Source organism: Pedobacter alpinus (assembly GCF_042684645.1).
Lineage (GTDB): Bacteria > Bacteroidota > Bacteroidia > Sphingobacteriales > Sphingobacteriaceae > Pseudopedobacter > Pseudopedobacter alpinus.
In genome coordinates, this window is sequence record NZ_JBHULV010000046.1 from 76,574 (window position 1) to 100,009 (window position 23,436).

A 23,436-nucleotide genomic window follows, 5' to 3' on the forward strand; every position below is an offset into this window, starting at 1 on the left:
CCCATGACCGCCAAAAACGATAAAAAAATCATTAAAGCTTGGGCAATGTTTGATTGGTCAAACTCTGCATATAACCTCGTTATTACCTCTACTATTTTCCCAGCTTACTATACTGCAATTACTACTACAAAAATTGATGGAGTGATAACAGATGATAAGGTTAATTTTTTTGGGCTAACGTTTGTAAACACAGCTTTATCAAATTATGCTTTAGCTATTGCTTATTTAATCATTGCTATCATCACTCCTTTTTTAACAGCAACTGCCGATTTTAGAGGAAACAAGCGGTTGTTTATGAAAATATTTACGTGGATTGGTGCTATCGCATGTTGTGGTTTGTATTTTTTTAAAGCCAGTACTTTAGAGCTTGGGGTAATTTTATTTGCCATTGCAGCCATAGGTTACTGCGGTGGTATGGTGTTTAACAATTCCTATTTACCAGATATTGCCACACCAGACCAGCAAGATAAAATAAGTGCTAAAGGTTTTGCTTACGGTTATATAGGTAGCGTAATTTTGCAAATTATTTGTTTTGTTTTTGTGCTAATGCCAGATTTGTTTGGGATAACAGACGCTTCTTTTCCGGCCCGTTTATCCTTTCTACTAGTTGGTATTTGGTGGATAGGTTTTTCTTATATTCCTTTTACAGTATTGCCAAAAAGCAGCCCTAGTTATAACAAAAAGATACAAATGAAAGTAGCTAATGGTTATCAAGAATTAAGGAAAGTTTGGGGTCAATTAAAAGAAATGCCTGTGTTGAAAACCTTTTTGTTAGCTTATTTTTTTTACGCAATGGGTGTGCAAACCATTATGTTGGTTGCAGCTAACTTTGGCGAGAAAATTTTGAATTTAGGAACTTCTAAATTAATAGCTACCATTTTAATTATTCAGTTGGTGGCTATTTTTGGTGCTTTTTTAATGTCTCGTTTATCTAAAGTTTATGGTAATATTAAAGTACTTATGTTTGTTGTTTTAATTTGGATTACAACTTGTATTGCAGCGTATTTTATACAAAACGAGTATCAATTTTATGGTTTGGCAGCTGTAGTTGGCTTAATTATGGGTGGCATTCAATCTTTGTCTCGTTCTACATTTTCAAAATATTTACCAGAAAATATTGCAGAAACAGCTTCTTTCTTTAGTTTTTACGATGTTACAGAAAAATTAGCAATTGTTGCTGGATTATTCAGTTTTGGTTTTATTGAAGAATTAACGGGGAATATGCGAAATAGTGCATTAAGTTTAGGTGTGTTTTTTATAATAGGCTTTGTGGTTTTATTTTTAGTACTAAAGAAGGAGCGGGGTGTATTGGTTTAATTATTTGTAACTATAAGGGGGCATAACCTAACAAAGCAATGCAGAAAACTACATTTAAAATATCAAAAATGGACTGTCCATCCGAAGAACAAATGATACGGATGACTTTAGCAGATTTGACTAATATTAATTCGTTGGATTTCGATATTGCTAATAGGCAACTTACCGTTTTTCATATCAACAATCACCACCAAATTTTACAACGACTTCATAATTTAAAATTTGATACTTCAATTATTGACAGCATTTCTGTAGATAATTATATACCATCAACTGATAATACAAACCATGATAAAAAATTACTTTGGCAGGTATTGATTATTAATTTATTCTTTTTTGCGCTTGAAATTACCACAGGATTTATTTCAAACTCGATGGGACTTGTTGCTGATAGCTTTGATATGTTTGCTGATAGTCTTGTTTATGCGCTTGCACTTTTTGCAGTAGGAGGAACGTTGACTCGAAAAAAGAAAATAGCAAAATCTGCTGGATATTTTCAGTTTGTACTTGCCCTTTTTGGTTTAATTGAAGTAATTAGACGATTTATTGGGGCAGAAACAATTCCATCATTTCAGCCAATGATTATTATTTCGCTTCTGGCACTTATTGGTAATGGACTATGTTTGTATTTACTACAAAAAAGCAAAAGCAAGGAAGCACACATGCAAGCAAGTATGATTTTTACGTCAAACGATGTGATTGTAAATTTTGGTGTAATTATAGCAGGTGTTCTTGTTTATGTGACAAACTCAAATTACCCCGACCTGATTGTTGGAACAATTGTGTTTTTTATTGTAGGGCAAGGTGCATTTAAAATTCTAAAGCTATCAAAATAGCGTATTTAAGATGCAAATAGCCTAATCAATTCACTCATAACAAAAAAAATCCTCAAAATTCAAAACTTTGAGGATTTCTCTAAGATAAAATTGCACTAATATTATTCAGCTCTTTTTAATCCAAATTTGTCTATTTTACTGTATAAATGACTTCTTTGTATTTCAATATCCTCGGCAGTTTTTGATACATTCCAATTGTTTTTCTCTAATTTAAACTTGATGAATTCCATTTCTGCATGGTCTTTAAAATCCTGAAAGTTAGGGAAAGCTTCAAAATCAAAACCTTTTTCTGGCACTGCTGTATTTTCAAAAATATTTTCTGGATGGTAAATACTTCCGCTTGGGTTTGCAAAAGCTTTTACATTGTCTTCCGTAATACTAGTATCGCTTAAAATAATTAACCTTTCAATCACATTTCTAAGCTCACGTATATTTCCAGTCCATGGTAAAGCCTTTAAAGTTTCATGTGCAGCAGCTGTAATTTTTTTCACAGGGATGTTGTAATCGGTGCAAATTTCATGACAAAAGCTTTCAGATAATAATGGTATATCAGATTTTCTTTCTATTAACGGGGAAACATGGATGTTTATCACGTTTAAACGATGGTATAAATCCATCCTGAAATTACCAGCCTCAATTTCTTTTAATAAATCTTTATTTGTTGCGGCCAATACCCTAACATTCACATCAATTTCTTTTTCACCACCAACTCGGGTTATTTTATTTTCTTGTAAAGCCCTCAACACTTTTGCTTGGGCAGATGGACTCATATCACCAATTTCATCTAAGAATATGGTTCCTCCATTTGCTTGTTCAAATTTACCAATACGTTGTTTTATGGCAGATGTAAATGAACCTTTTTCATGTCCAAATAATTCTGATTCTATCAATTCTGAAGGAATAGCAGCACAGTTAACTTCAATTAAAGGAGATTTAGCTCTGTTTGATTTTTCGTGTAACCACCTTGCAACCAATTCTTTACCGCTACCGTTTGCGCCAGTTATTAAAACTCTTGCATCAGTTGGAGCAACTTTTTCTATGGTATCTTTTACTTTAGCTATCGCAGGAGATTCTCCCAAGATTTCACGTGTTTTAGATTTGGAAACCTTTTGTTTTAGCTCTTTAGTTTCTGTAACTAAACTACCCCTATCTAAAGCATTTCTTACGGTAATTAAAAGTCTGTTTAAATCAGGCGGTTTAGAAATAAAATCAAAAGCACCTTTTTTAGAAGCTTCAACAGCGGTTTCTACAGTTCCATGGCCAGATATCATGATGAAAGGAAGATCTGGATGAGAAGCCTGGGCTGTTGTAAGTACTTCCATACCATCCATTCTGTTCATTTTGATATCACATAATACCAAATCGTAACCAATGTTTTTCATCATCTCTAATCCATCACCACCATTGTCTATATCGTCAACTTTATAGTCTTCATATTCTAAAATTTCTCTTAACGTGTTTCTAATTGCTCTTTCGTCGTCAATGATTAATATTTTTGCCATAAAATAATTTTCTATAATATAAAAGTGTATATAATTTTGGACAATTAAAAATTCTTTAAACAAAAAAAAAGCCCTGCAATTGCTGCAGGACTTCAAAATGCTTGTAATAATGCAAATTTGTAAGCCGGGTTCTGTCATCCCATAACAATTCGGAATGTCTCTATCATTTATCTTGCCATAATATTGCTATTACAGTCTAACGATCTACCCTTCTCAATAGTGATTTAACACAGCAGAACGAGTCGCCCTGACGTTTGAGATTTATTTGATCTTTCAACTCCTGAGGTTTACCACGATGCATGTCGCCATACAAAGTTGTGAGCTCTTACCTCACATTTTCACCCTTACTTCGCCTAAACGTAGCGGTATATTTTCTGTAGCACTTTCTGTCGTTCTATTACAAAACGCCTTCCCGTTAGGAAGCAGGATACCCTATGTTGCCCGGACTTTCCTCCATCCTAATAATTAAATCAGAACAGCGATAGAGCCATTTGCCTTACAAAGGTATAAATATTATCAGTTACACGCTTTTAAAAATTTATCAACTTCTGTTACATCATAAATACCTTGTTTATTGCCAAAAGAATTAGTGATATAGGTTAGGGTTTTAGCCAAATCAATAGGTGCTAAATGTTTTTCAGCAGGCATAACACCTTGGTAATCTATGCCATTAATAACAATACTATCTTTCATTCCATAAACAATAAAACAAACCAACTTTTCTCTATTTTTAATCAAATAGGTAGTGTCTGTTAATGGTGGTATTAGCGCCGCTAAGCCTTTGCCATCATCCATGTGGCAGTTTGCACAATGTGTTTTGTAAAGTTGAGAGCCATCTGCATAATAACGCTGATATTTAATACTATCCTCATTAACACAAGCAGTTAAAAATATGGCTAAAACAAAACAACTGAAAGTGAGTATTAAAAAAGCTTTTCTCATTTATTGGTTTTATACTCGGCTAAAAGAATATCAATATCATTAGTTAATGTTTCTACCTGAGTTTTATCTGTACCATCATAAGCACCTCTAATCCTTTTTTCTTTATCAACTAAAATAAAGTAACCAGAATGTTCTACACCTCCAGGAGCGTCAGCATTTTCTTTAGTGTAAGACATGTATCCGTTTCTTGCTAAGTTATAAACTGTATCCCTATCACCCAATAAAAAACTCCATTGCGAGCCTTCAACGCCTAATTTTGTAGCGTATTTTTTCAAAACTGGTATAGTATCATGTTTAGGGTCAATGCTGTAAGATAAAAACCTAACCTCATTATTTCCTTTATACTTATTATAAATTGAAAGCATATTTTTACTCATAATTGGGCAAATAGAAGGGCAGGAGGTAAAAAAGAAATCAGCTATGTAAATACTGTTAGTTAAAGAATCGCTATTAATAACAATGCTATCTTGGTTTAAAAAACTAAAATCCGGAATTGTTTTATAAACTGTATCAACCACTGTTTTTCCATCAACTATTTTTTCTACGGCCTCTCTTTCACCTAAAATTGGTAGTTTTTTTTCTGATTGCGAACAAGCAGAGATGATTGATATAGAAAATATAACTAAGAATAATCTTTTCATTTATTTGTATTTATTAATTAAAGAATCTGATTTTATTAAAACGTTTTTAAAGGTTTTTTCAACAACAAGAATCTTAATTTCCTGCTCTTTTAAGTATTCCATTACTTCTTCGTGTTTTTTGCCAGTATAATCTGGATTAAAGCCATGCATCCAATCCATCATGTCTTCGTCTGCTTTTTCTAATTCTTTAGTTGCAGCCATTAAATTGTTTTTAACAAGCGTTGTATCTGTATCTGGGTTAGTGTTTTTTAGACTATCTAACTTTAATAAAACAACCTTTATTTTGTTTTTGTTTTCCATTAATAAGCCCATTTGGCTCATTAATTCATCATGGGTATGCATTACTTTGTGTTGCATTTCTTTTTGCTCTTCTTTTTCATTATTACAAGAAGTACTAAATAGTAACGTTACTGCTAATAATGCAGTATATAATTTATTTAATTGCATAGTAAAGTTGATTAATATTGTAAGTAATTCCTAAAACTAAACGCCCGCTGCTACGCGGATGATCTGTTACTGCAGACCATGTATTGGTTTGCAAGCTTGTATTAAATGCTATGTTTTTTACAAATATATCTAATCCAACACCAGTAAGTAAATTATTTGTTTCATGCTCTCCAGTTAAATTTCCTTTATACATTTCTCCTTTAGAATATTCATAAGCAGCTTGTAAAGAAGGTATAATTTTAACATTTTTATTAATTTCAATTTTTTTGAAAACACTTAAAAAATTAGTGGTGCTATTTGCTATAGACTCTTGTTCCTTATTTTCTCCGTTAATTTTGTAAGACGAATTGATGCTAAACCCCCAAGTTTTATAACCTAATATGTAATTGGCATAAATAAAAGCATCTGTGCTGCCAGTGCCAGGCTGAAAAGGCGTAGAATAAGTAATACCTGCGTCACTTTTTATGGTATGGTTTGCCGTTGGCATTTTAATTCCTAAACCAGTAATTAAACGTTGATTTATTTTTCGGTCTAATTTTCTGATTAAATGATAGCCAGAATAAACATTAATATCCCCCAAACCAGAAATTGTGCTAGTTTGATTGTTGTAACGTTCAGAATTGTTTAAATAAGGGATAATGGCATTAATTTCCCATCTTTTTTGTATAAAATATTTACCTCTTGCTTCCGTGGTTCTATAAATCTCATAATCGCTGTTTAAGCCATTGTGTTGTCCTTGCGAAAAAGTTGTTTGATTTTTTGTTGGTAAAAAAGAACTATTTGACGGAAAAAATTGTTGTTTTTGCCCGGTGTACCCATTGTAAGAACGGTAACGGTAATAAACTCCAAAATTGCTTTGGTTGTCATAAGGTGTAATTCCCATAAAACAACCGCAAATATCGCAAGCAAAAGTACTTGAAGTTATGATTGTTAATAATATAACGAGTTTAATTTTCACTGAATATTGGGTTTTTAATAAACGTATAATCTGTTAATGTTTTTAGAAAAACGATGATATTATTTTTATCATCATTACTTAGGCCTAAGCTTTTAGAAAAAACAGGGTCTAAATTTTTATTGTTTTTAATATTGTTTTGATAATGATCTAATACCTGCTCTAAAGTTTTAAACCTTCCGTCATGCATGTAAGGACTGCTTAATTCAATGTTTCTTAAAGTTGGGACTTTAAATTTATCATCATCGGTAGCTAAATCTGTTATGGTTGATCTTCCTTTATCAAAATAAACTAAGTCCAAGCCGTTGTTTCTAAAGCTATTGTCGCTAAATAATGGTTCTGTGTGGCAGCTAGCACATTTTTGCAAAAACAAAGCATAACCAGCTTGTTCTTGTGGGGTAAAACTTTCTTTTTTAGCATTAACTTTGTCATATTTGCTGTCCGCAGAAATCATTAAACCTGTAAATTGTGCTAAAGCTTTCAACATTTTTTGCGACGTAATTTCATCACTATCAAATGCTTTTCTAAAAGCCGTTAGATAATCGGGCTTCGATTTTAAATAATTAAGTATTGTAATTACATCATTAGCCATTTCACATTCATCTACCATTGCATTTAATGGCACTAATTCTAGGTTTTTTATGCCGCCATCATGTAAAAAATTATCTCTCCACACTAAATTGAACATTACCGGGGCGTTTCTTTTACCGAAGCAATTATCAACTCCGTGGCTGGTAGTATGGTCTAAATTTGCAAATCCAGCAAATTGTTGGTGGCAAGTGCCGCAAGAAACTGTACCGTCTTTAGAAATACCTGGGTCGTAAAATAACTTTTTACCTAAATCGAACCCTTTTTGAGTAGGTTGATTATCCTTAAAATCATACTCTAAAGCTGGAAAACCGTTTGGAATTACCACGTTAATAATTTTATTGATGTCGTTGTCTTTAGCACAAGAAACCATAAAAATGATGATACCTATAATCGAAAAAATGCTTGCCTTTTTCATGATATATCTTTTAAAATTTGAATAAAATAGCTGATATTTTTTTCAGCTATTTTATATAAATGGTTTACTTTAAATACAAAAATGTTTAATTGTGCACATGGTCTAAACTAAACATACTTTGAGCGTAGTTATTTGCAATTTTTAGTGCATTTGCACCGCCATGTATCGTATTGTATTGTGCAAAAGATATTTCTTCGGTTCCGGTAAACATTGCTGCAACATTGACCTTAAAATGCAATTCTGGTGCTGATGTAGTACGCACTCTTAACGTATTTTGAATATTAAAAGAAACTTTACGGATTGCATTTGTTGTTGCAGTAGCGCCACCAATATGAAATGCCAAAGCCTTAGTAGATTTAGTAGAAGCATCAGCAGTACCTTCCATCTTTAAAAAAATATAGCCAGAATTCCATGTCCAAAACATTCCTTTCTCAGGAGCTAAAACCCCCGTTTGTGCACCAGCGAAATTACGGGCAGAATCTACACCAATGGTGAAAGAGATTTTATGATAATCACCGGCAGGTATATTTGTTAATTGTTGAGCAAAGGTTTCGCTTTGAGATTGGTCTATTAAAAAATAATTTTCTGGGGCTTTATAAATAGTGCCGTTAGTATGAGTTAATTCAATATTTGATACGTAATATTTAAAAGTGCTCACTGTAAAGCTTTCGTTTTGTGCATTGGTGTAAGATTGATTTCCTAATACCAGAGGAGCGTTATTAACTACGTTTTCAAAATCGAAATCTAAAGTTCCGGTTCCAACAATTGCAGTATCTTCTTTTTTACAAGACACCATAGCAATGGCTAAAAAAGCCATTATAAATAGTTTTTTCATTTATATTTTGTTTTTTTTTACAATAAATTGATAGCTAATTAATTAGCCAATAGAATAAATATTGCTTAAAAAACGCGGAGGCTGAAAAAATGAAGAGTAATTTAAAAGGGAATAATTGTTAAGGTATTCTTTTTGTAGAATAGTTGTTTGTGTATCTTTAAATAAGAAATTAAAGGTCGAAATCAGCATAACCTGCTGTGTAATGTCTTTTTGAGTATTTCGTTCAGCAGATTGTTCTTTTTTTTCTGCCTCGGCAATTTTTTTTGATAAAAAACATTTACCGTTACAATTTAGCTCAGGTACGTTTTTATTGATACAAAGCACCTTAGCTATATAATCTTTATTTATTTCGTAGCCAGCAAAATAAAACAACCTAGTAAAGGTTGAAATGCCCATTAAAATAACCAAGAATATGCAAATAAAGCGTTTTAACATATCACCCGCAAAAGTATTGGTTTGTTTTATAATTAACAAGTGACTAATTTTTTTTTACATTTACCGGTAAAGATTATGTGGCAATACTCGTTATTGTTTGTGCATATCATTATCTTTGTTTCTCAAATATTTTTATGATAGAATTACCAATTGGATCGAGAAAAGAAGTACTAAGCTATTTAGAACCGTTTATGGTGAATGAAATGGCAGATTATTTAAAGCCAGTTGAAGAAATGTGGCAACCAGCCGATTTTTTACCTGACTCTAGCAAAGATACTTTTTTTGATGAAGTAAAAGATTTACAAGGAAACGCTAAAGAGCTGTCTTATGATTTGATGGCCGTTTTAGTAGGAGATACTATTACCGAAGAAGCTTTACCAACCTATGAATCATGGTTAACTATGGTTGATGATATATCAAGAAACGAACAAGGTGGATGGATGAAGTGGGTAAGAGCTTGGACAGCCGAAGAAAACAGACATGGTGATTTATTAAATAAATACCTTTATTTAAGCGGAAGAGTGAATATGAGAGCGATGGAAGCATCTACTCAATACTTAATTCAAGATGGTTTTGATATTGGTACAGGTCATGATCCTTATCGTAACTTTATTTATACTTCTTTTCAAGAAATTGCTACAAACGTTTCGCACAGAAGAGTTGCCATGTTAGCTAAAAATGCGGGCGATAAACAACTTTCTAAAATGTGCGGTGTGATTGCTGCAGACGAGGCTCGTCATGCTAAAGCATATAAAGCTTTTATAAGCAAAGCTTTTGAAGTTGATGCTAGTGAAGTAATGATAGCTTTTGAAGATATGATGCGCAAAAAAATTGTAATGCCAGCGCATTTTTTAAGAGAGTTTGGTACTAATATTGGGCACACTTTTGGGCATTTTACTGATGCAGCACAACGTTTAGGTGTTTACACTGCGGTAGATTATGTTGACATTTTGAAAAACTTAATTGAGGATTGGAATGTGGAAAGCATGAAAGATTTGAACGAAGCTGGAGAAAAAGCAAGAGATTATGTAGTTGCTTTACCAAACAGACTTTTAAGAATTGCTGATAGAATTAAAACTCCAAATATGGAATATAAATTTAGCTGGATTTTATAATTAAAATCCAACTATGCAAAAAAGGCTCGATTTGAATAAAATCGAGCCTTTTTTTATTCCTGCATTTGTAGATGCTTCATTACAGCCCTAATTTCTCCGTAAGATATTTCGTTTCCTAAAGCTTCTTTTGTTTGGTTGATAGCGTTTGGGTTATGCTCAGCAATATAATCTGTAATTAAATCTATTTTTGTTTTATCCATAAAATCAAAAATAGAAATCTCTCCACTTTCTATGTAATGCGTTAAGTGAGTTTCAATTGTTGAAGCTACAAAACCTCTCTGTATTGCTATTTCTGCTACTGTTTTACCTTCTTTAAACAAATTTAAACTTACTCTTTTTGTATCTGTTTTGTTGCTTACATCTGCACTCAGTAAACTTTGTAATGGGGCTTGCTTAATATCGTTGCTTTGGCAATAATCAGCAATCATGGTCAATATTTCGTTACCGTATTGTTTTACTTTTATTTTACCAATGCCTTTAATACTTTCTAATTCTTCAAAGTTAGATGGCAGTTTGTTAGCCAAATCTGTTAATACTTTTTGTGGTAAAATTTGGTAAACTGGTACGCCATTATCACTTGCTAGCTCATCTCTCCACTTTTTAATAACCTGAAAAAGAGAACCATTTTTTACTCCAGCTGGCGCCACTGTTACTCTTTGTTTAGGTGTTATGTTTGCCTCTGCTTTTTTCGTATTATTAAAATCAATTTCGGCATTAGCTTTAGTTTTTAAATACGATAATGTTTTAAATCCATCGCTACATAATTTTAAAGCGCTTTGTTTAATAAATATTTCCTTATTTAAGTTTTCTAAGTCTTCTTCAATTTGTTTCTTAACCGATTTGTTATCAGCATCAAAAGTAAGTTCTTTATAGGCTTGGCTTATGGTTTCTAATTGCTCCGAAAAATAGTTACAACCCTTTTTTATACGTTCTTGTAGATCGTCATTTTCTTCTGGTAACACATTGTTTTGCAATTGAGCATGAATTTGACGTTTAAACTTTTCAGCAACATCATATATTTTTGTATCGCCTAATTCTCTAATTTTATTAATATCATCTAAAAAGCCATCATTAATGGTTTGATGGTTTTCTTCTGCATGTTTTTTTATTAAAAATAATGCTCCTTTTAAGGTTTTAAAATCAAATAAATCGTACAATAAATTTTGTTGAAATACAATTTTAGACTGCGTAAGATGATTTTTATCTGGTGCATTTTCTTCTGCATTTCTGGTGTAATTTGCAACTGTACCGTCGGTTTTTACACTATTGAAACTAATAGGGGAGTGCAATACCAAACCTTCAAAAGTTTTGCATCGGCTTAAAGCCACATAAACTTGTCCATGAGCAAAAGCTGCGTTTGCATCAATAATAGCTTTTTCAAAGGTTAAACCTTGACTTTTATGTATGGTTATTGCCCAAGCTAATTTTAAAGGGAACTGAGAAAAAGTACCAATTATATTTTCTTCAATTTCTTTGGTTGAAGTATTAAGTTCATACTTAAAGTTTTGCCATTCTGTTTTATTAACTACCAATTCTTGGTAATCTCCGGGGCATTTTACAAAAATTGTTTCTTCCTTAATTTTTGTTATCGTCCCTATTTTTCCGTTGAAATAAAGTTTTTCTCTTGATACATCATTTTTAACAAACATTACTTGAGCACCAACTTTAAATGTTAATTCAAAAGCGTTAGGGTAAGAAAACTCGGGGAAATCTCCATTAACATCAGCTGTAAATTTATAAGCTTTACTTTTTAGCTTTTCTAATTTAACCTCATTAATTTGATTTGCCGAATAGTTGTGAGAACTTAAAGTAATATAACCTTCATCTTCATGAGGATTAAAGTTTGGGATGTATCTTGAATTTAACTTTGCTAAAGTTTCAGCATCAATTTTATTTTCCCTCACTGCGTTTAATATTCCAATAAAAAAATCGTCAGATTGGCGGTAGATGTGTTTTAGCTCAATATTTATTGGAAAAGTTTGTTTTAAAGCATTGCTGTTAAAAAAATAAATGTTGCTGTAAAAATCTTTTAGCAAAGCCCACTCATCGTCTTTTACCACTGGCGAAAGTTGGTGCAAATCGCCAATCATTAATAGTTGCACACCACCAAAAGGTTTAGTACGGTCTCTGTATCGGCGTAAAACTTCATCAATACTGTCTAAAGTATCAGCCCTAACCATACTAATTTCATCAATCACTAATAAATCTAAGCTCTTAATCAGGTTTATTTTATCGCGGTTCATTTTGCGATTTTGATTGTTCTTTTCTGACTGACCTGGTACAAAAGGACCAAATGGTAATTGAAAAAAGGAATGAATGGTACTACCGCCAGCATTAATTGCAGCTACGCCAGTTGGTGCAACAACTACCATTCTTTTTGGGCAGGTTTTTTTTAATTGATGTAAAAATGTGGTTTTCCCTGTTCCTGCTTTTCCCGTTAAAAAGATGTTTCTATCTGTATTTTGTACAAATTCTGAAGCTAATTCTAATTGCGGGTTTTTGCTTAACATTTTCTAAATATTGATAGATGGAATACAAAATTAGTATATTTTTTTTAAGGGTAATTTCTTAAAGCAAACTTCGTAAGCTATAAATCCGAAAAGTAAAATATATTCTATAATCACTAAGAGCAAACTTTCTTGATAAGGTATTGTATGATAGGTATAATAGCTTAAACAAATAAGTACAGACCATAAAATTGCAAAACGCCATTTTACAAAAGGAGTTAAGGTAATTAAAAATAAAATATACCAAGGATGCACAATTGCGCCACAAATGGTATAAGTAAATAGCATCCAAAATGCGCTAACCAATATGTTTTCGGTTTTTAAATAGCTAATTAAAAAACCAATTAGGGTTAAAGTAATTAATATTTTACTGGTGTAAGCGATTGGGTTATAGCCTAAAAGGCTCCAGCCAACTTGTTTAAATACCTGATAAATGCTGCCATTAAACTCGAATTTACCATAATATAATTGAATACTTGATACGAAATTTTGAGCAAGATTTATGTTATAAATGAGCGGTAAAAATAAGGTAAGTATTACCACCAAACATATTAAGCCAGCATATATAGATTTTTTAAAGCCTATTTGTTTAATAAATAATGGTAAAAATATAAGCGGTAATAGTTTTGCACAAACAGCAAAAGCTAAGGCAATTGCAGCTAAAATCCACCTGTTTTGTAGTAAAAACCAAAAGCTTAATAAACTAAAAAATATCATTACAGCTTCAAAATGTAAATTACCTGCAAACTCAATAATTACCAAAGGGTTTAGCGCATAAATAAAAAGCAGCTTTGGGTTTTTGTTATAAAATGCTAAAAGTTTTTTGATGATTATCAGATTACCAATGTCAAAAGCTATAATTATTAATCGTAATATAATTATTGAAGCTACTAAATTGCCTTTTCCGGGTATAGCGCTTACCGAAAAAGCCAATTGATTTATTGGCGGATAAACAGAATAATATACAGGCGAGTTCATCTTTTCAAAAAGTGAAACATCTAACCAAGTGTAATTATTATTTATCAGTTCAGTAGGGGTAAAGGCAAAAGGGTTTATACCATTTAATAATTGGCTACCATCCCATATAAACCGGTAAATGTCATCGCTCAAAAGCGGAAAAGAAAACAGAAATACAAACCTTAATGCTAAAGCAAGTTTAAAGTTATAATCGTTTAAAAAGGTGTTGTTGTATTTTTTCAATATGATAAAGTACAATGTAAAACAAACTGCTAGAGCCGCCCATATTGCTATAATATTTGTTCTATCGTCAATAAAATAACCAAATGCTAAGTAAGCTAAAACTAAACTTGTAACAGTTGCAGCATATTTTATTTGTTTAGTTTTTAAGTTATTCATTATTTATGTAAAGTAACTAAATGCAATTATAAAACGCATTCATTATCTATTAATAAATTGTTTCACAGAATTTATTTCTATTTTTAGGCTTAATAATACTTTATGCAAAAATGTGTCAGTTAAAAGGTTTTTAAAGCTTTAAATATCAATTAAATAGATAAAATTTTTCAAAATAATTCAAAATCCTAAATAGAACTATATGAAATTCCCCAAAAATATTGCCTCCATTGCGTTTATATGTTTGTTAATAAATGCAACATTTATTTCTTGTAGTTCCATAAAAAATTTAGATCAGCCTATTACAGTTACAGTGGAAAATTCTTCAAAATTGAATAAAACTGCAGAAACTATAGAAATTGATTGGAAGCGATTATCAAAACTTAAAGATTTAAATTTTAATGAAATTATAGTAAAAGAGGAGAGTAGCGGCAAAGAAATTCCTTCTCAAATCATCTATAACGGAGAAAAAAATCCTCAATCTATTATTTTTCAAACCAATATTAATGCACAAAGCAGCCAAAAGTTTTTAATTACAAAAGGTACGCCTGCTAAATATGAAACTAAAGTTTACGGTCGGCAAGTACCAGAAAGATTTGATGATTTTGCTTGGGAAAATGATAAAGTAGCTTTTAGGATGTATGGCGAAGCTTTAGAAGGTAAGGCTGGTATGGCAAAAGGGATTGATTTTTGGGCAAAAAGAACATCAGGTTTAGTAATTAATAAATGGTATAAATCTGATAATTACCATAAAGATAATGGCGAAGGAGTAGATGCATATCACGTGGGCATAACCTTAGGAGCTGGTAATGCATCGCCAATTGTTGGTAACGAAATAATTTATCCTATTAACTATTCTGAATATGAAATTTTAGATAACGGCCCAATAAGGTTCAGTTTTAAATTGAGTTATAAACCATATTTAGTGAATGGAAAAAATGTAACAGAAACCAAAACTATTTCGTTAGATGCTGGCAGTCAATTAAATAAAGTTGTAAATAATTATGTTACTGATGGGGCATTGCAAATTGCAGCTGGGGTTACAAAACATAAGAATAACGGCGTAAAAAAAATGGATAAAGCTGCAAATTATGTAGCCTATTGGGACCAAGCAGACGGAGGAACTGTAAACGGATTTATGGGAGTGGGAGTGGTGTATCCTTTATCAAATGTAAAAGAAACAAAAGAATCTGACCAACATGTTTTTATGGTTGTAGAACCTGATAAAAATAAAAATGTGAGTTATTACCAAGGTGGTGGATGGAGCAAAAGCGGGAATTTTGAAAAACCAGAAGCCTGGTTTAGTTATTTAGAAAACTTTAGTGAAAACTTAAAAAATCCTTTAACTGTAAAAGTAGATTAATTATAACGATGAGTAAAAGCGTTAAGTGGGGAGTTTTAAGTACAGCTAATATTGCCTTAAACCATGTTATTCCTGCAATTAATTTAAGTAATAACGGTAAAGTTGCAGCCATTGCCTCTTCTAATACAGAAAAAGTAAATAAAATAGCTGCCGAATTTAATATTCCGAAAGTTTATAATAATTACGAAGATTTGTTTTTAGACGATGAAATTGATGCTATTTACAACCCATTACCAAATAATTTACATTTAGAGTATACTTTAAAAGCTTTAAAAAAAGGGAAGCACATACTTTGCGAAAAACCAATTGGCTTAAATGCTAAAGAAGCTGCTGAGTTAAATGCCTACGTTAAAGATTTCCCTAACTTAAAGTTAATGGAAGGTTTTATGTATAAATTTCATCCGCAATGGTTAGCTGTTAAAGAAATTATAAAAAAGGGAGATATTGGCAACGTAAAAGCAATTCATACCTTGTTTTCTTATTACAATGCTGATGGTAATAATATTAGAAACAGGAAAGAAGCAGGTGGCGGTGCTTTAATGGATATTGGTTGTTACTGCATTTCTTACCCAAGATTTATTTTAGATAAAGAACCTATTAGTGTTTTTGCTTCAATTGCACATGATGTTGTTTTTGAAACTGACTTTTTAACCTCTGGTATTTTAAACTTCGATAACCAAGTTGTAGCTACCTTTTCTTGTACTACTCAAGCTTATCGTTACCAACGCTGTCATGTTTTAGGCGATAAAGGGCATATTGAAATTGAAGTTCCTTGTAATGCACCAACCAGTGGCGAATGCAAAATTATTTTAAATAATGATGCTGGTAAAAAGGAAATGATATTTAATGCCAATCAATATCAGTTACAATGTGAAGCTTTTGCTGATGCTATTTTAAATGATGAAAAAGTACCGTTTACCCTAAACGATGCCGAAAACAATATGAAAGTAATAGATGCTTTGCTTAAAAGTGCCAAATCCCAGTCATTAATTAATACCGAAATTTAAAATTCGCAATTCAAATATTTAACGGAAAGGCTTTTTTATGTTTTTACGTATATAGCTTGTTTAAAATTATAAAAAAGTGGAAATGTACTCTTTCCACTTTTTTTATGAAACGGCGGACTGCATTATTCTAAAATCATTAAATAAAAACGCCTTAAATTCTATATTTTTTATAAAAGCAATTAAGTTCTTTATTTAAAATAGTCTCCTTTTTTTATTTCCCGGCAACGTTTGCACAGATTAAACCGGTGCTTTTCTTCATATTGTTTAACTTAATAGCTAAAATTGCTATTACAGTAACCCAGTTATATTCCTTCAAAAAGGAATTCCTAATTAAAAATTATATATGAAAAGTTATTTTTTAGCGCCTATTTGTTTGCTAAGTTTATCAATTGCTCAAGCTCAAGAAAGTAAGCCGTCAGAATCAAATTATATTTCTAAAGTTTGGGTTTCTGATTTAGGTAATGGTAATTACAAAAATCCGGTTTTAAATGCAGATTACTCTGATCCGGATGCAATAAGAGTGGGCGAGGATTATTATATGGTATCTTCCAGTTTTAATCATGTGCCAGGTTTGCCAATTTTACATTCAAAAGATTTGATTAATTGGACAATACTTACTCATGTATTGCAAAAGCAAATTCCAGAAGAAGTTTTTAACAAAGTACAACACGGTAACGGAGTTTGGGCACCGTCTATACGTTATCATAATAACGAGTTTTACATTTATTACCCTGATCCAGATTTTGGAATATATCTTACCAGAGCTAAAAATGCAAAAGGACCATGGTCTGCACCTGAGCTAGTTTATGCTGGTAAGGGAATAATTGATCCTTGCCCATTATGGGACGAAAATGGAAAAACTTACTTAGTTCATGCTTATGCAGGAAGTAGGGCAGGTATAAAAAGTGTAATTGCTATTGCACCAATGAACTTAGAAGGTACAAAAGTTACCGGTGAAAGTATTATTGTTTACGATGGACATGAAACCGACCCAACCATTGAGGGCCCAAAATTTTATAAACGAAACGGATATTACTACATTTTTGCACCTGCGGGCGGGGTGCCAACCGGATGGCAATTAATTTTAAGGTCAAAAAATGTTTATGGCCCTTATGAGCGTAAAAATGTAATGGATCAAGGGAAATCATCTGTAAATGGGCCTCACCAAGGTGCTTGGGTGGACACGCAAACTGGTGAGGATTGGTTTTTTCACTTTCAAGATAAAGAAGCTTATGGTAGGGTAATGCATTTACAACCTATGAAATGGGTAAAAGACTGGCCTGTAATAGGTTTAGATAAAGATGACGACGGTAGAGGAGAACCTGTTTTGGAATACAAAAAACCAAATGTTGGCAAAAAGTGGCCAATGGTTACGCCAGCAGAATCAGATGAGTTTGAATCTCCAATATTAGGAAATCAATGGCAATGGCAAGCAAACCCTAACGGAACTTGGGCAATGCCAAGTAACCATGGCAGTTTAAGATTATATACCAAGCAAGTTCCACAAGAAGCTAAAAACTTATGGGATGTGCCTAATATTTTAGGACAAAAATTCCCAGCAGATGAATTTATGGTTACCACCAAACTAACTTTTACCCCAAATGAAAAATTAGAGAATGAGCGTGTTGGTTTGGTAATTTTAGGTCAGGATTATAGCACACTTTCTATTAAAAGTAAAGCAGATGGCTTATACCTAAATTATGGAGTTTGCGAAGGCGCAGTAAAAGGTAAAGAAGAAAAAGAAACGGCTTTATTAAAGCTAAAAACAAATGCTATTTACGTTCGTGTAAAAGTAAGTGAAGGCGCAAAATGTAATTGGTTTTATAGTTTTGATAATAAAAACTTTGTTGATGCCGGAACCACTTTTACTGCAACACCCGGAAAATGGGTTGGTGCAAAAATTGGCTTGTATGCAGTTAGACAAACTCAAATTAACGACTCGGGATATGTAGATGTTGATTGGTTTAGGGTAGAACCTTTAAAATAATCAAATTGAAACAAATTAAATTTTTAACAATCCCGGCATTAATTCTTTTTGCATCATTTACAATTTTTAAAAAGAAAATTGCAACGGTTTACCTTATCGGCGATTCAACTGTGGCAGATTATTCTTTGGAAAACGATTATCAATCAAAAAGATTTCCGCAGGTAGGATGGGGTCAGGTTTTTCAACCACTTTTGTTAAAAGATAGTTTATACAAACTTAGAAATATAACGAAAGCCGACAGCATAAAAGTAGATGACAGAGCAAAAGGTGGCAGAAGTACCCGTACTTTTTTTGAGGAAGGGAAATGGTCTGCTGTTTACAAAAGCCTAAAGAAAGGTGATATTGTAATGATACAATTTGGACACAATGATGCATCTAAAGATAAACCAGAACGCTTTGTTGATATTCCCGGTTATAAAGAATTTTTACGTTTGTATGTTAGCCAGACCAGAGATAAAGGAGCTTTACCAATTTTATTAACGCCAGTTGCAAGAAATTATCCTTGGGAAAACGGAAAACTTAGCAATGTTCACGGAGAATATCCACAAGCAGTAAAAGAAGTTGCAAAAGAATTAAACGTAAAACTGGTTGATTTAAATGAGCTTTCTATGATTTTCTTTTCATCTAAAGGAGAAGAATATGTGAGTAATAAATATTTTATGAATTTAGATTCTGGAGAATATGATGCTTATCCAAATGGGCAAAAAGACAATACACACTTTCAAACAGAAGGAGGTGTTGAAGTTGCTAAATTAGTTTATAATGCAATGAAAGATTGACATCTCTTTTCAAACTAAATAAGAAACTTTAATGTTTTTAAATATCAAATTTTACTCAATGTTGATGTTCATCCTTTGGACATTGCATAGCACTGCGCAAAATTTGGTTAGCATAAAGCATTACTCTACTTTAGATGGTCTTTCCGATAATAAAGTAACAACCGCAATAAAAGATAGAGATGGGTTTGTTTGGTTTGGTTCTTGGGCAGGTATAAGCAGGTTTGATGGCCAAAACTTCATTAACTTTAAATCTTACCCTGGCGATAATTCTAGCTTAAAAAGTAATAGAATTGATGCTATTGTTGAAGATAAAGAAGGCGGATTTTTATGGATAAAAGCATACGATAGTCAGGTTTACAGGTTTGACAAACGCACTGGTTTATTTACACCGCTTTACGAATTATTAAACGATGAGTCTATAAAAGGATTGGTATTTACTCGAATTTTAGCAGTAGCCAAAAACCAGGTTTGGTTATTATCGGCAAACAAAGGAGTTTTTTTAATTCAGGATGCTTTAGGCAAATATCCCAAGTATAAAAAGTTTGACATCAACCAAAAGGGATTTGATAAAATCTCATTCTTCCATATAGATAAAGCTCAGAATGTTTGGTTATCAACACCTAAAGGAGTTTGTGTGCTTAAAAAAATAAATGATTGTGATTACGTTACAAGCTTTTTGGAAAAAACACGCGGGCTTAACACTGAAAAAATGGATGACGGAAAAAGTGTTATCTGGTACACATCAGCTGGTAAACTTTTTTCAGTAAAATATAATCAAAGCACAATAAAATCCTATCAACTAACAACCGGAATAATAACTTCTATAAAAGTATCAAAAGACGGTAATACCCTATTTTGTTCTACAAATAAAGGAGAACTAATAGCCGTAACTGAAAACGGAAAAATCAAATTATTAGCTGCAACTAAAAACCAATCGGCATTACATACAATTTTTGAAAGCAGTGATGGTAATTTATTTATAACATCAGAAAGTTATGGCGTTGTTTTTTTTGATAAAAAAACACAGCAACTTATCACTCTTTTTCCGCAAGAGGTATATGCTTTTGACAAAGATAATACGCCAAATTATAGCATTTATGAAGATGCTAATAAAATTGTTTGGATAGCTTTAGGCAGATATGGACTCATGTTTTACAACAGTGAGCAACAACAAATGCAAAATATTTCTGATGAGGAAAAGCTTGGAGTAAGGCAATTGAGTAGCTCAATTTTTCATACTTTCTATTTTTCTCCAAATGTAGTTTGGGTTTTAGGAGATAAAGGCGGGATTGATAAAGTTGTTCTTAAACAATATGAATTTAACCAACAAAGGGTAAAAGCCAATACCAATTTTATGATGGATAATGAGGTAAGGGGGATTTACGCAGACCAACATAAACGCTTGTGGGTGGGCACAAAAGGTCAAAAATTAATTGTGCTTAAAAATAATATTCCATTAAATAATTTATTTGTTCACCAAATTCCTTTCAATTCTGGGATTTATGCCATTTATGGAGAACAGGATGGAACAATGTGGTTTGGTACAAAATCTAATGGGTTATTTAAAGCTGTACCCGTTGATGCGCAGCAACAAAAATATAAGCTAAGCAACCACTATTTTGAAAAGAGAATTTTAAAAAATAGCGGTGATAATTCCATATATACTATTTTGAAAGATAGCAAAGGTAGAATTTGGGCTGGCTCGTTTAGTGGAGGTTTAATTTTGTTGCAAAAAAACGGAAGTGAAACCAAAGCATTAACACTTGATAATTCATTTAAAAATTATCCTGCCGGAAACTTTAATCGTATTCGTAATATTAAGGAGGATGCAAATGGCAAAATATGGGTAGCTACAACAGAAGGTCTTGTAGTTTTTGACCCTAATATCGGCTCTCCTACAAACTACAAATTCAAAATATATAAAAAGCAGCCTGGTAATATTCATAGTTTGGGAGGTAATGATGTTCAATTTATTTACCGCGATTCTAAAAATCAGATGTGGGTTCTTACTTCTTCTGGCGGGCTTAACTTGGCGATAGGAAATAATCCGCTTGATACATTAACTTTCCAAAATTTTTCTACCAAAGATGGTTTGCCAAGCGATTTTTTGCTGAGTTGTGCAGAAGATGATCAAAAAAATCTTTGGATTGCTAGCCAAAACGGAATTTCAAAATTTTCAATAATCACCAAAAAGCATCAAAATTTCAATTATTTTGACGGATTAGCTGAAGAGGCGAGTTTTTCTGAAAGTTCTGGCGTAAGGATGGCAGACGGGAAAATAGTGTTTGGAAATACGCAAGGATTTTTAAGCTTTAATCCTTCAAAAATTCTTTCAAAAAAAGCAAAGGCTAATTTGGTTTTTACGGGTATAAAGATTAATGGAGATGATATAAGAACTTTTAACCCTGATTTCTTAAAAAATGATATTAGTTATTTAAGTAATATCAATTTAGATTACAATCAAAACATTGTAACCATAGATTTCGCAGCGCTTGATTTTAGTGCTACAGATAAGCAAGTTTACGTAACTAGAATTTTAGGTTTTGATAATGTATGGAGAAACACCAATGGACAACGGACAGTAACTTATACAAATTTACCGCCGGGTAAATATGTGTTTGAAGTTAAGAGTTTAAACGAAGAGCTTTATAGCCCAATCCCATTTCGTTCAATTAGTATTGTTATAAATCCACCGTTTTGGAAAACTTGGTGGGCTTATACTACATATTTTCTTTTATTGTTAATTGCTATTATAATAATTCAGCGGGTAATTTATACCATGTTAAAGTTACGCCAAGGTATTGCACTTGAAAAGAAAATGGCGGAGTTAAAAGTAGATTTTTTCACACAAATATCACACGAACTACGCACTCCTTTAACCTTAATTGTTAACCCGATAGCAGAGGTTTTGAACAATGAAAAGTTAAGCGATAAGGGCAGAAGATACGCTAAACTTGTGCTTAAAAATGCAAATCGTATGAGTAGGTTAGTAAATCAATTACTAGATCTTAGGAAAGTACAAAGTGGAAAAGCAACACTTAATTTACAAGATATTGAGGTAATTTCGTTTGTTAAAAACTTAATCGGCTATTTTGAAGATGCCATCAGTAAAAAACATTTGAATGTACAAATAACCTCTACGTTAACCAGTTTAAAAAGTCATTGGGACATTGAAAAAATTGAAATTATCATCTATAATGTATTAGCTAATGCAATAAAATTTTCTCCAATTAGCGGTAAGGTAAATGTTAATATTGAAGAATTTGATAACGGTAAAAGGTGTAAAATAGAAATATCAGACCAAGGGCCGGGTGTTTTGGATACTGAATTACAGAAAATATTTAATATTTATTATGAAGGAGATAATAAAGTAGCTGTAAAAAGCTCTGGTATTGGTTTGGCTTTAGCTAAGGAGTTAGTTTTGCTTCACGATGGAAGTATTTATGCCCAAAATAATAACGCTGGAGGATTAAAAATTACTATTGAGTTAAATAGGTTTATGGAAAATCCTATTTCTGAAACTGCTGTTTTTGTGGCAGATTTAGAAAAAGACGAATTAGTAATTGATTTTAATGAAGAAGACTTTAATGAAATTTTAGAACCTCATATTGAAGAATTACAACCATCTTTAGTTTTAATAGTAGATGATAATTTTGAATTAAGAAACTTTTTATCTGATAAATTTAGTGATAAGTTTAGAATAGAAACTGCAGAAAATGGCCAAGAAGGTTTAAAAAAAGCTTTAGATATCCAGCCAGATTTAATTTTATCGGATGTGATGATGCCGAAAATGGATGGAATGGAAATGCTGGATAAGCTAAAAAACAATTCACTAACAAGTCATATACCGGTTATTTTACTCACAGCAAAAAACTCAACCGAAAGCCATATTACGGGTTTAAAATACGGTGCAGATTATTATTTACCAAAACCATTTGATATGCAATTGCTCACAGTTGCAATTGACAAAATTATTAAGCAACGAAAAACCATTTTTAAATCTGTTTTAGATAGAGAAGCTACTTCTGAACAAAAGGATATAACTGAAAACAACTTAATTACAGCAGAAGATAAAGAGTTTTTGAGTAAAACTATTAAAGTGGTGAAAGAGCGCTTAGAGGATAAAGATTTTAATATTGATACTGTTGCAGATTTGATGAATATGAGTAGATCTGCTTTTTTCAAAAAATTTAAAAGTTTAACCAACTTAGCACCTGTTGAATTTGTGCGAGATACCAGACTAGATGTAGGAAAAGAAATGTTAGAAACAGGCTCAAAAAACATTTCTGAAGTGGCTTACGCCATTGGTTTTAACAACCCTAAATATTTTAGTACCTGCTTTAAAGCAAAATTCGGAGTTAGTCCTACAACATACACCAACAATAAAATTTAATAATGTTTAAAGGTTT

18 protein-coding genes and 1 other RNA gene are annotated in these 23,436 nt (G+C 32.1%); 8 read left to right on the forward strand and 11 right to left on the reverse strand.

The annotated features are described in order from the left end of the window. Window positions 1-3 precede the first annotated feature (3 nt). Window positions 4-1,317, forward strand: a complete 1,314-nt coding sequence (locus ACFSSE_RS13380) for an MFS transporter (RefSeq protein WP_379040364.1) — start codon at window positions 4-6, stop codon at window positions 1,315-1,317. Between the two features lie 101 nt (window positions 1,318-1,418). Beyond that, the gene (locus ACFSSE_RS13385) at window positions 1,419-2,153 is read left to right on the forward strand and encodes a cation transporter (protein WP_449304953.1); all 735 of its coding nucleotides are present in this window, start codon (window positions 1,419-1,421) and stop codon (window positions 2,151-2,153) included. Between the two features lie 101 nt (window positions 2,154-2,254). On the opposite strand, the gene ACFSSE_RS13390 is transcribed toward ACFSSE_RS13385, so the two are convergent. The 9 genes from ACFSSE_RS13390 to ACFSSE_RS13430 form a co-directional block, all read right to left on the reverse strand. Next, window positions 2,255-3,655, reverse strand: coding sequence for a sigma-54-dependent transcriptional regulator (locus ACFSSE_RS13390; protein WP_379040361.1), 1,401 nt, complete (start codon window positions 3,653-3,655; stop codon window positions 2,255-2,257). A gap of 104 nt (window positions 3,656-3,759) precedes the next feature. Then, an RNA gene (gene rnpB, locus ACFSSE_RS13395) (RNase P RNA component class A) lies at window positions 3,760-4,153 on the reverse strand. A gap of 18 nt (window positions 4,154-4,171) precedes the next feature. Continuing rightward, window positions 4,172-4,597, reverse strand: a complete 426-nt coding sequence (locus ACFSSE_RS13400; RefSeq protein ID WP_379040360.1) for a c-type cytochrome — start codon at window positions 4,595-4,597, stop codon at window positions 4,172-4,174. Next, window positions 4,594-5,238, reverse strand: a complete 645-nt coding sequence (locus tag ACFSSE_RS13405; protein WP_379040359.1) for an SCO family protein — start codon at window positions 5,236-5,238, stop codon at window positions 4,594-4,596. Before ACFSSE_RS13405 ends, ACFSSE_RS13400 begins: the two co-directional genes overlap by 4 nt. Continuing rightward, window positions 5,239-5,685 carry a hypothetical protein gene (locus ACFSSE_RS13410; protein ID WP_379040358.1) on the reverse strand — a complete coding sequence of 149 codons (447 nt, stop codon included), beginning with the start codon at window positions 5,683-5,685 and terminating at the stop codon, window positions 5,239-5,241. Then, window positions 5,672-6,643 (reverse strand): hypothetical protein, encoded by a 972-nt coding sequence (locus ACFSSE_RS13415; protein ID WP_379040357.1) that lies wholly within the window; start codon window positions 6,641-6,643, stop codon window positions 5,672-5,674. Before ACFSSE_RS13415 ends, ACFSSE_RS13410 begins: the two co-directional genes overlap by 14 nt. After that, the gene (locus tag ACFSSE_RS13420; RefSeq protein ID WP_379040356.1) at window positions 6,633-7,646 is read right to left on the reverse strand and encodes a cytochrome-c peroxidase; all 1,014 of its coding nucleotides are present in this window, start codon (window positions 7,644-7,646) and stop codon (window positions 6,633-6,635) included. Before ACFSSE_RS13420 ends, ACFSSE_RS13415 begins: the two co-directional genes overlap by 11 nt. Window positions 7,647-7,731: 85 nt before the next feature. Further along, a complete protein-coding gene (locus tag ACFSSE_RS13425) occupies window positions 7,732-8,481 on the reverse strand; it encodes an MbnP family protein (RefSeq protein ID WP_379040355.1) in 750 nt (249 codons plus the stop codon). Window positions 8,482-8,523: 42 nt separating this feature from the next. After that, a complete protein-coding gene (locus ACFSSE_RS13430; protein WP_379040354.1) occupies window positions 8,524-8,955 on the reverse strand; it encodes a hypothetical protein in 432 nt (143 codons plus the stop codon). Between the two features lie 95 nt (window positions 8,956-9,050). On the opposite strand from ACFSSE_RS13430, the gene ACFSSE_RS13435 reads away from it, so the two are divergent. Next, complete coding sequence (locus ACFSSE_RS13435) at window positions 9,051-10,031, forward strand: acyl-ACP desaturase (protein ID WP_379040352.1); 981 nt, start codon at window positions 9,051-9,053, stop codon at window positions 10,029-10,031. Window positions 10,032-10,084: 53 nt separating this feature from the next. Here the strand turns inward: ACFSSE_RS13435 and ACFSSE_RS13440 are convergent, their stop codons facing one another. Both ACFSSE_RS13440 and ACFSSE_RS13445 read right to left on the reverse strand, forming a co-directional pair. Continuing rightward, window positions 10,085-12,541: a helix-turn-helix domain-containing protein gene (locus ACFSSE_RS13440; protein ID WP_379040351.1), complete on the reverse strand. Its 2,457-nt coding sequence runs from the start codon at window positions 12,539-12,541 to the stop codon at window positions 10,085-10,087. Window positions 12,542-12,571: 30 nt separating this feature from the next. Beyond that, window positions 12,572-13,894, reverse strand: a complete 1,323-nt coding sequence (locus ACFSSE_RS13445; RefSeq protein ID WP_379040350.1) for a hypothetical protein — start codon at window positions 13,892-13,894, stop codon at window positions 12,572-12,574. Between the two features lie 199 nt (window positions 13,895-14,093). Between ACFSSE_RS13445 and ACFSSE_RS13450 the strand changes: the two genes are divergently transcribed. The 5 genes from ACFSSE_RS13450 (at window position 14,094) to ACFSSE_RS13470 (ending at window position 23,420) form a co-directional block, all read left to right on the forward strand. Continuing rightward, window positions 14,094-15,254: a DUF4861 domain-containing protein gene (locus ACFSSE_RS13450; RefSeq protein WP_379040349.1), complete on the forward strand. Its 1,161-nt coding sequence runs from the start codon at window positions 14,094-14,096 to the stop codon at window positions 15,252-15,254. Between the two features lie 8 nt (window positions 15,255-15,262). Then, window positions 15,263-16,261: a Gfo/Idh/MocA family protein gene (locus ACFSSE_RS13455; protein WP_379040348.1), complete on the forward strand. Its 999-nt coding sequence runs from the start codon at window positions 15,263-15,265 to the stop codon at window positions 16,259-16,261. A gap of 343 nt (window positions 16,262-16,604) precedes the next feature. Continuing rightward, window positions 16,605-18,248, forward strand: coding sequence for a glycoside hydrolase family 43 protein (locus ACFSSE_RS13460; RefSeq protein WP_379040346.1), 1,644 nt, complete (start codon window positions 16,605-16,607; stop codon window positions 18,246-18,248). 5 nt (window positions 18,249-18,253) lie between these two features. After that, complete coding sequence (locus ACFSSE_RS13465) at window positions 18,254-19,027, forward strand: rhamnogalacturonan acetylesterase (protein WP_379040345.1); 774 nt, start codon at window positions 18,254-18,256, stop codon at window positions 19,025-19,027. 58 nt (window positions 19,028-19,085) lie between these two features. Further along, on the forward strand, window positions 19,086-23,420 hold the full coding sequence (locus tag ACFSSE_RS13470; protein WP_379100979.1) for a hybrid sensor histidine kinase/response regulator transcription factor: 4,335 nt from the start codon (window positions 19,086-19,088) through the stop codon (window positions 23,418-23,420). Window positions 23,421-23,436 lie beyond the last annotated feature (16 nt).

What these genes read in the sequence shown, in the direction of transcription:
- ACFSSE_RS13385 (WP_449304953.1), top strand. Translation starts at nt 1,419, where the DNA reads ATGACTTTAGCAGATTTGACTAATATTAATTCGTTGGATTTCGATATT.
- ACFSSE_RS13390 (WP_379040361.1), bottom strand. Translation starts at nt 3,655, where the DNA reads ATGGCAAAAATATTAATCATTGACGACGAAAGAGCAATTAGAAACACG.
- ACFSSE_RS13445 (WP_379040350.1), bottom strand. Translation starts at nt 13,894, where the DNA reads ATGAATAACTTAAAAACTAAACAAATAAAATATGCTGCAACTGTTACA.
- ACFSSE_RS13470 (WP_379100979.1), top strand. Translation starts at nt 19,086, where the DNA reads ATGTTGATGTTCATCCTTTGGACATTGCATAGCACTGCGCAAAATTTG.
- ACFSSE_RS13435 (WP_379040352.1), top strand. Translation starts at nt 9,051, where the DNA reads ATGATAGAATTACCAATTGGATCGAGAAAAGAAGTACTAAGCTATTTA.
- ACFSSE_RS13420 (WP_379040356.1), bottom strand. Translation starts at nt 7,646, where the DNA reads ATGAAAAAGGCAAGCATTTTTTCGATTATAGGTATCATCATTTTTATG.
- ACFSSE_RS13400 (WP_379040360.1), bottom strand. Translation starts at nt 4,597, where the DNA reads ATGAGAAAAGCTTTTTTAATACTCACTTTCAGTTGTTTTGTTTTAGCC.
- ACFSSE_RS13440 (WP_379040351.1), bottom strand. Translation starts at nt 12,541, where the DNA reads ATGTTAAGCAAAAACCCGCAATTAGAATTAGCTTCAGAATTTGTACAA.
- ACFSSE_RS13405 (WP_379040359.1), bottom strand. Translation starts at nt 5,238, where the DNA reads ATGAAAAGATTATTCTTAGTTATATTTTCTATATCAATCATCTCTGCT.
- ACFSSE_RS13450 (WP_379040349.1), top strand. Translation starts at nt 14,094, where the DNA reads ATGAAATTCCCCAAAAATATTGCCTCCATTGCGTTTATATGTTTGTTA.
- ACFSSE_RS13380 (WP_379040364.1), top strand. Translation starts at nt 4, where the DNA reads ATGACCGCCAAAAACGATAAAAAAATCATTAAAGCTTGGGCAATGTTT.
- ACFSSE_RS13410 (WP_379040358.1), bottom strand. Translation starts at nt 5,685, where the DNA reads ATGCAATTAAATAAATTATATACTGCATTATTAGCAGTAACGTTACTA.
- ACFSSE_RS13455 (WP_379040348.1), top strand. Translation starts at nt 15,263, where the DNA reads ATGAGTAAAAGCGTTAAGTGGGGAGTTTTAAGTACAGCTAATATTGCC.
- ACFSSE_RS13460 (WP_379040346.1), top strand. Translation starts at nt 16,605, where the DNA reads ATGAAAAGTTATTTTTTAGCGCCTATTTGTTTGCTAAGTTTATCAATT.
- ACFSSE_RS13425 (WP_379040355.1), bottom strand. Translation starts at nt 8,481, where the DNA reads ATGAAAAAACTATTTATAATGGCTTTTTTAGCCATTGCTATGGTGTCT.